7 protein-coding genes are annotated in these 9,216 nt (G+C 27.5%); 4 read left to right on the top strand and 3 right to left on the bottom strand.

Features of this window, described 5'->3' with window-relative positions; all coding sequences use genetic code 11:
• Positions 1–14: 14 nt before the first annotated feature.
• Positions 15–281: a hypothetical protein gene (locus Q0V15_RS09760; protein ID WP_297438480.1), complete on the bottom strand. Its 267-nt coding sequence runs from the start codon at positions 279–281 to the stop codon at positions 15–17.
• Positions 282–424: 143 nt separating this feature from the next.
• A complete protein-coding gene (locus Q0V15_RS09755; protein WP_297438478.1) occupies positions 425–1,663 on the bottom strand; it encodes a helix-turn-helix transcriptional regulator in 1,239 nt (412 codons plus the stop codon).
• Between the two features lie 248 nt (positions 1,664–1,911).
• Between Q0V15_RS09755 and Q0V15_RS09750 the strand changes: the two genes are divergently transcribed.
• From Q0V15_RS09750 to pulA, 3 genes are read left to right on the top strand one after another with little or no spacing between them, the layout of a single operon-like run.
• A complete protein-coding gene (locus tag Q0V15_RS09750; protein ID WP_297438476.1) occupies positions 1,912–2,928 on the top strand; it encodes a LacI family DNA-binding transcriptional regulator in 1,017 nt (338 codons plus the stop codon).
• Between the two features lie 12 nt (positions 2,929–2,940).
• Complete coding sequence (locus tag Q0V15_RS09745) at positions 2,941–5,079, top strand: TIM-barrel domain-containing protein (protein ID WP_297438474.1); 2,139 nt, start codon at positions 2,941–2,943, stop codon at positions 5,077–5,079.
• 58 nt (positions 5,080–5,137) lie between these two features.
• Positions 5,138–7,036, top strand: coding sequence for a type I pullulanase (gene pulA / locus Q0V15_RS09740; protein WP_297438472.1), 1,899 nt, complete (start codon positions 5,138–5,140; stop codon positions 7,034–7,036).
• Between the two features lie 42 nt (positions 7,037–7,078).
• On the opposite strand, the gene Q0V15_RS09735 is transcribed toward pulA, so the two are convergent.
• On the bottom strand, positions 7,079–8,410 hold the full coding sequence (locus tag Q0V15_RS09735) for an SH3 domain-containing protein (protein WP_297438470.1): 1,332 nt from the start codon (positions 8,408–8,410) through the stop codon (positions 7,079–7,081).
• A gap of 312 nt (positions 8,411–8,722) precedes the next feature.
• Here Q0V15_RS09735 and Q0V15_RS09730 point away from each other — a divergent pair.
• The coding region (locus tag Q0V15_RS09730; RefSeq protein WP_297438468.1) for a hypothetical protein at positions 8,723–9,216 on the top strand (494 nt) is incomplete at its 3' end.

The following is a 9,216-nucleotide window of genomic DNA, read 5'->3' as shown; positions in this document are numbered from 1 at the left end:
AAAAAATATAATTGCTAATAAGTATGAGTGCAGTTTTCTATAATAATCATTTGTTTATCATAAGTATAATCAACATCTATTTTATAATCGGTATTTTCTTTTGATAACATAGATGAAGCCATAAGCATTCTATCATCAAATGAAAATGATTTATCTAGGATATTAACTCTATCTATAAGTTTTTTACCGAAGATTAAACGTCTTATTACAAGTCCTCGTATATCATTGTTAGATAAATCTTTGTCTACTAGGCAAAATCTAGTTTTTAAATCTTTAATCATTTTTAGTCCTCCTTTAAATATACAATTTATGTTATTATTATAACATTTTTATATTTGTAAATGTTGTCATTAACAGTAAGTTAATGAAAAATATGTAAAGTTGTAAAATTTAGAGGGAAATAGTGCTATATATTAAGTAGGTTTTATTTTTCTAATAGTGAAATAGCATCTTTATATCTTCTGTTTTGTACATAATAGTTCTTAAGTAAATTTAAAAAGACTTTTTTTAGCTCAACAAATTTAGATACATTATGAATTATATAGAGTAAAAGTTCTTCCCATTTAGGGTTTTTAATATAATTTGAGTTTTCTAAGGAAAAATTGAATAGTTCACAAAAAGTATTTACTAAGGCTAAGTCCATTTGTTCTAGTGTTTGTGGATTTTTTATTTTTGGTATAGAAGATTTCAAATTTTTATAATCTTTTTTTGTAAAATAAATAAGAGTTTCTAAAAGAGCATCAGGTATAAGAAGTCTATGGTCAGCAATAGCAGTATTAAGGCGAAGATAATATAGTGATTTATTAAAGTCTGAAAGTCTATAATATGACCAAGCTATAATAGAATTAACATGTTCAATATAATGTAGGTTTTTGATAGTTGTAGCCATTCTAAGGGCTTTTTTAAGATGAATTATAGCATCATTATAATTATCAAGTAGGAAGTATACCTCAGCAATTTTTTCATAAGAGTTCATTATGCTTATAAAATTTCCATCAGTAACATAAAGGTCAAGTGCTTTTTTCATACTGTCATAGGCTTTGATTGGATTATTTTCAACTCTATAAGCATATGATAGCCAATAATAACAATGTCCATTTTCTTTATAATTTAGAGCAAGTTTCATATACTCTTTACCGAGGCTCATATCATTACTAAGGTTTAAATAATCTACTCCAAGATAAAAGTTATATTGATATTTTTGTTTTTCAGATAGTAATTCAAATGCACTAAGTAAAAAGTTTTTAGATGATTCAAATTTTTCTCTTGAAGGAGTAGAGCAGTATCTAGCCAGTTTTGCAAGGTAATAATCTAGTATAAGTGGTGAGGTTAGGAACTCATTTTCAATTTGTTCAAGTTCACTAAATAATGTTGTTGTAAAGTCAAATTCATTAAATTTTAAATTTTCAAAAAAAGAATTTAAAGAAGCTTGTCCACTTTTAATAAACTTTTCAGAATTATTAAATTTAAGGGAAAGTTTATTAAATATTATTGAGAGAACATCATCACTAGGAAGAAGCTCACCATTTTCTATACGACTTAAATAAGATGGTACACAAATACCTTTTGAAAGGTCTTTTTGACTTATATTTTGATTTATTCTATTTAATTTAATTATTGAACCAATTATTTTTTGATTATTTTTATATAGTAATTCATTCATTTGAAGAGATACCTCCTATAAAATATGTTTTATATATTATTTAAATGTTATCACAATAAATTTTAAATGGTCAATTTAAATAATGAATGTATATAGAAAGTTGAGAATTTATTTAGAAAAAAATACTTGTAACATTATAATTACAAGAATATATTTCACAAGATTAATTTTGGAAAATTATTGAAAAGTTTGTTTTAAAATGATAGTATTAACTTAAAATGGAAACGATACCGAAAAAGGGGGATCTTATGAATATAAAAGGGATAGCAGAAATTGCAGGAGTTAGTGTTAGTACAGTTTCACGAGTATTGAATGATAGTAGTGAGGTTAAAGATATAACTAGAGAGAAGATAATGGAAATTATGAAAGAACAAAAGTATGTGCCTAACAATAGTGCTAGAAATCTAAAAAGGATAGATAGTAAAAGCATAGGAGTTTTGGTTGATGGGGGTTATAATCCATTTTTTTATGAGGTTATAAATATTATAAGTAAGGATATAAAAGAAAAAGGTTATTCAATGGTTGTGCAGTATAGAAGTAGAAAAGATAAAGAACTGCTGACAGCTAGAGAGTTTATAAAAGAAAAAAAACTTAGTGGGCTTATATGCATTGGTATAAATTTTTTAGATGTTGATATTGAAAGAAGTCATATAAGTGATATTGAAGTTCCGATAGTGTCTATATCAGCATTTATTTCAAAGGAAATTAGTAAATATATTTCTAGTGTTAATATAGATGATTTTAAGGCAGCGTATAGTGCAACCAATGTTTTAATTAATAATGGACATAGTGAAATTGGAATTATAACATCGGATAAAGAAAATGATTTTTGTGGTAGAACAAGACTACAAGCATATGAAAAAGCTTTATGTGATAATAATTTAAAGGTTAAAAAAGCTTATATTGAGTTTGGTGATTATACTTTTGAAACAGGTTATAAAGCTATGGAGAGAATGATTAAAAAGAAAAAAATGCCAACAGCTATATTTATTATTTCAGATATTATGGCTATAGGAGCAGCTAAAGCTTGTGCCAATTTTGGTATTAGAGTTCCAGAAGATATTTCAATAATTGGATTTGATGGGATAGAGCATACTAAGTATTTTCATCCATCACTTACAACTGTAAAACAGCCTTATGAGTATATGGCAGCAGAAAGTGTTAGTCTTTTGATGGAACTTATAAATGATAAAGCAAAACATCAACATATAAATTTTGATGTGAAAATTATTGAAAGGGATTCAGTTAAAGTATTAACTGTTTAAAGGTGAGAGTTTATGAGAGGTTTATGTAATATGGTAAGTAGATATGTTTTAGGAGAACCATTTAACACAGAAATAATTGAAGATAAGATAGAAGTAGCAAATATTAAAGACATTAAGTTTTTAAATATTATAAAAGATGAAGTTGGATATAAATTATCTTGTAGTTTAGATGATAAAGATAAAGTTTTTGGTCTTGGTGAAAATATGAGGGGAATTAATAAAAGAGGATTTATTTATGAAAGTTTTTGTAGTGATGACCCAAATCATGCACCAGATAAAAGGTCTTTATATGGCGCACATAATTTCTTTATTGTTGATGGAAAAGAAAAGTTTGGGGTTTATATAGATTATTCAAGTAAAGTTATTTTTGATGTTGGATATTCAAAAAGTGATGAACTTGTTGTAAGTATTGATAATGAAAATTTTGAAATTTATATAATTGAGGGTGAGAACCTAAGAGCAATAACAAAAAACTTTTTAGCTATCATAGGGAAATCATACCTTCCACCAAAATGGGCATTTGGTTATATTCAGAGTAGATGGAGTTATCCAACTGGTGAGGCAGTAGAAGAGATTGCAGATGAATTTATAAAAAGGGATATTCCTTGTGATGGAATTTGTTTAGACCTTGATTATATGGATGATTATAAAGATTTTAGTTTAAGTGATGAAAGATTTAAAGATTTTGATAAACTTACAGGTAGGCTTAAAGAAAAAGGAGTTAAGATAATTCCTATAATTGATGCTGGAGTTAAACTTGAAGTAGGTTATGATATTTATGATGAGGGAATAGAGCATGATTACTTTACTGTAGATAAAGATGGAAAGCCATTTGTTGCAGCAGTTTGGCCAGGAAAAGTTCATTTTCCTGATTTTTTAAATAGTGATGCTAGAGTTTGGTTTGGTAAGAAATATAAAATCCTTACTGATAAAGGGGTAGAAGGTTTTTGGAATGATATGAATGAACCAGCTATTTTTTATAGTGAAAATAGACTTAAGAAAGCATATGAAAAAATTGATGAACTACGACAAGAAGAACTTAATATTGATAGTTTCTTTGCACTTAAAGATACAATTTTAGGACTTAGTAATAGTTTAGAAGATTATAAAGCTATGTATCATAAAACAGAAAATGGACTTGTAAATCATTATGATGTGCATAATCTTTATGGATATAATATGACAAAGGCAGCAGCACAGGGGTTTGATGAGATTGAAGAAGATAAGAGATTTTTACTTTTCTCAAGAGCATCTTCAATTGGAATGCATAGATATGGTGGTATTTGGACAGGGGATAATTGTTCGTGGTGGGAGCATTTAAGGTTAAATATTCATATGATGCCATCACTTAATATGTGTGGATTTATATATAGTGGAGCTGATACAGGTGGATTTGGGAGTAATGCAGAGGCAGAGCTTATAACAAGATGGAATCAATTTAGTATTTTTGCACCTTTATATAGAAATCATGCAGCTATGGGGACAAGAAATCAAGAACCATTTGCTTTTGATGAGAAAACACAAAATATAGTGAAAGATACAATACAGTTTAGATATGCAATGCTTCCATATATGTATTCAGAGTTTATGAAGGCTACAAATTCAAGTGATATGCTTATAGCACCATTATGTTTTGAGTATAATGATGAAATGTCAAAAAATATTGAGGATCAGCTATTAATTGGTGATTCTATTATGGTTACTCCTGTTTATGAAGCTAATAAAAGAGGACGTTATGTGTATCTTCCAGAAGATATGCTTTTATGGAAAGTTAAAAATTATAAAGAAAAAAATCTTGAGGTTATTAAGAAGGGACATCACTATATAGATATAAATATAGATGAGTTTGCTATGTTTATAAGAAAGGATAAAATGTTTGTTTATGGGGAACATGCTCAAAATATTGAAAAAATAAATGGTAAAGAATTAAGTGTAGTAGCATATGTTGATAATATAGGAACTTATATATTATATGATGACAATGGAATAAGTAAAAATACAGTAGGTTCTAATTTAGAGATTGAAATTAGGTATGATGGAAATGATTTTGAAGTCACTGTTGAAAACAATGGGAATGAAATCATAGAAAAAATAAACTTTACAATAAAAACAACAGATGGGAAAGAGTTTGAGCAAAGTATAAAAATTTAAATGCTTGGATAGTGATGAAATGACCTCGCATGTATTTTAGATAAAGGGGATTGGTTTTATGGATATAGGGTATATAGATAAATCATATTATTATAATGGAAATGATTTAGGGATTAGTTTTTTTGGTGATGATTGTATTTTTAAGTTATGGTCGCCAGTTTCAAACATAGCTTATGTGTGTATATACAATAAATATAATTCAAATAAAGCCGAAATACATGCAATGGAAAAAGATGATAAAGGAGTGTTTTCTCTAAAATTATCTATTGAAAGTTGTATGGATAAGTATTATAAATTTAGAACTGAGATAGGAGATGCTATAAATGAATTTGCAGACCCCTATGCAATTGCAGCATCTGTAAATGGTGATTTCTCTGCAATTATAGATATTGGAAAAACTAATCCAGTAGGTTTTAAAGAAGAAGAATTTAAATCTTTAGAAAATAATACTGATGCTATTATATATGAGGTTAGTGTTAGAGATATTTCAATAGCGGTAAGTTCCAATATAAAAAACAAAGGGAAATTTCTAGGGCTTACAGAACTTCAAGATGTGGAGTTTATAGATAAAACAGGACTTTCATATATAAAAGAACTTGGTGTAACACATATTCAACTTATGCCAGTTTATGATTTTGAGAGTATTGATGAAACTTTAGCTAGTAATTGTGAAGAGGTAGATAATAGACCTTATAATTGGGGGTATGATCCACAAAATTATAATGTTTTAGAAGGAAGTTATGCAACAGATCCATATAATCCATATACAAGAATTAAAGAGTTTAAAACAGCTGTAAAGGCAATACATGATCAAGGGCTTGGAGTTATTATGGATGTAGTATATAACCATATGTATGAATATGAAAATTCAGGTTTCCATAAAAGTATGCCAGGATATTTCTTTAGATATAGAGATGGCAAAATAAATGATGAAACTGGATGTGGAAATGTTTTTGCATCAGAACATAGAATGGCTAGAAAATTTATAGTTGATTCAGTTAAGTTCTGGGCAAAGGAATATAAACTTGATGGTTTTAGATTTGATTTAATGGGGCTTATAGATATTGATACAATGCTTCTTGTTAGGGATGAGCTTAGAAAAATAAATCCAGATATAATTATAATTGGTGAGGGTTGGAATATGGGAAATACACTTCCAGAGCACAAAAAAGCTATACAGAAAAATGCTAGTTATATGGAAGGTATAGGATTTTTTAATGACTCAATGAGAGATAGCCTTCGTGGTAGTGGATTTATTCAAGGTGACAGAGGTTATTTAATCGGTAATTATGGGAAAAAAGAAATGCTTAAAAAATCAATTGTAGGTGGAGTAGATTATTCTTACGATATGAATATTTGGGGAGATGCTAAAGCAGGGCAAGTTGTTAATTATGTAGAGTGTCATGATAATCATACACTTTTTGATAAACTTGTAACTGATGGAGTAGCAACAGAACTTATTGAACCACTTCATAAACTTGGAAATAGTATAATAATGTTATCACAAGGAATTCCATTTTTACATCTAGGACAAGAATTTTTAAGAACTAAAAATTGTGTTGAAAATTCTTATAATAAACCAGATAGTATTAATAAAGTTGATTGGAATAGAAAGAAAGATAAGATAGAGGATGTTAATTATCTAAGAGGGCTTATAAAACTTAGGAAATCAAGTAAGCTTTTTAGAATGATAAAAACAAAGGATATAAGAGAAAAATTAATATTTATAAATACTGACAGTAGTGCAATAGCCTATGTTTTAAATGGAAATGAAGAAAAAATACTTGTAGTGCATAATGCTAATAAACAAAGTACTAGAGTAACTCTATGTGATTTATTTAATTTTGAGGTATTAGTAAATAAGGATATTGCAGGAGATAGGATTATAGAAAAGTTTAAAAGTAACTTTGTAGAAGTTGATGGATTATCAACTTTTGTTGCTAGGATATATGAATAATTAAAATGGATTGTACTTTGAAAGTACAATCCATTTTGTTAGTTAATTATTAGAATTAGAGGCATCGTTAATTTTATTTGCAAGACTATTTAAGTTAGACTTAGCATTAGCGATAGCATTTTTAGTATCTGGACTATTTAGCGCAGATTTTATATTGTCAGTAATTTTTTTATTAGCAGGATTATCAAGGTTTGAATTAATTTTATTTACAATATTGTTAACATTATCAGAATGCTTTTGTGTAGCTGAATTGATTTTATCGCTAACTTGTTTTTTTGTATTGGCAATATTATTAACTGTATTACTAATATTTTTTGCAGTCTGTGCAGTTTTATTTATTTTATTGCCTATAGCACTTGCACTATTAGAAAGATTATCAGAAGCTTTATTTATATTATCATTAATTGATTTTATATTTTTATGTGCTTCATTAGAAGTTTTAATAGCATTGTTGCTTACATTATTTATAGTTTTATTTGCACTATCAGCTGTAGATTTAACATTGTTATTTACTACATTAGCAGCATTTGCTACTTTATTAATATTTGAAGCTACATGATTATTCATAGAGCTTAAGGTATTAATAATATTACCAGCTGTATTTACTACATTAGTAGCAGAGTTTGCAATGTTTGAAGCTGTATTAGCTGGTGTGTTAGCACTAGTTGAATTATTAGAATTTGTAGTAGGTGAAGTAGTGCTACCAGTATTATTTTCTGTATTTATAGCAGAATTAGAATTATTATTTATATTTGGATTAGTAAGAGAACTTGGTGTATATGGAGCATTTGTAGAAGTGTTTCCAAGTCCTACATATGTTCCAAATAGATAACCAATTTGTCCGTTATAATTAACTTTATACCAATCACCTTGTTGTCCCAAAATAGTTACATTAGTATTGTTTTTAAGTTCACAAAGAACATTTGAATCCATAGTAGCACTTTTTCTAAGGTTAACATTACTAGTAACATTTATAATATACCCATTTTGATTAAGTGAAGAAAATGTAGAATTTACACCACTTTCAATAAGTTTAGCTTCACCTTTAGATATGTAGGCAGTAGCTCCAGTTTCTTTAACTGTAACATTATAAAAATCACCTTTACTACTATTTATAGTAAGCATTTCTCCAACTGATATATAAGAAGAAATAGATGAAGTTGAGCTTGCATCAGAATATAGAACAAGAGGATTTTCATTGTTGTTTATAACAACAGCTTGATTCGAAATATTTGATGAATGTTCTGAAAGTAAGATGGCATTATTTTGATTTGTATTAATAGTATTAATTGCTTTAGTATGAGATACACTAATAGCAAGTGAAGATATTATTATACCTCCAGATATAAGAGTTATAAGTTTGAATTTAGACATATTAAAACACTCCTTTTAATGTTAAATAGTTTATTGAGTAAATACTATATTTTAAGAAATAGTATTTACTTAATTCTATAACTTTTAGAAAGTAAAAGAGAAACATGTGATTTAACAATATTGTGAAATTAATGAAAAAAATAATAAAAGATAGTAGAAGTAATAATAAAAAAGAGAAATTTGAATTATATAAATGAAATTAACCTAAATTACGTTAATATTAATATATTTTTGAAGTTGATATTTAATTATTAATATGAGTTCATTAGACTAGGAACTGTATATTATTAAGAAAGTTTTGGAGGTATATATATGAAAAAGGGAATAATTATTGGTATTATAGTTGTTATTGTGATTGGGGCAGGTGGATATATAACTTATAAGCATATGGATAAGAAAGATACTGTGGTAAATTCAGTAGCTCCAATTAGTTCAGTACCAGCAGTTAGTGAGGCTGGAATTAAAAGTGTTATAAAACCTGTAAATACTCAAGTGCTTAAAAGTACAAAGGTTCAATTTTCAAAAGAAGCTACAGCGAATTATTATAAGTTATCACAAGTCGCAGGTGATATAGGGCTTCCAAGTAGTGCTTTAACTGTTAATTTAGATAGCTATAAAACTATTAATGGGGTAAATTATTATAAGGCATATAGCTATAATACAAGAGCAGCATATAATAATGATAATAGCAGAGTTAAGGATGGAAACTATTCACATATGGCAAATGAAAAAGCAATAAGTCTTGATGGGAAATCAATAAGCTTAAGTGAATTTGGACAAATTGATTATAGTAAAATGAGCAGTCA

It is taken from the genome of uncultured Clostridium sp. (assembly GCF_947036855.1).
GTDB lineage: Bacteria > Bacillota > Clostridia > Clostridiales > Clostridiaceae > Sarcina.
The sequence above is the reverse complement of the archived record's forward strand: the minus strand, read 5'-3'. Positions and strand labels throughout refer to the sequence as shown.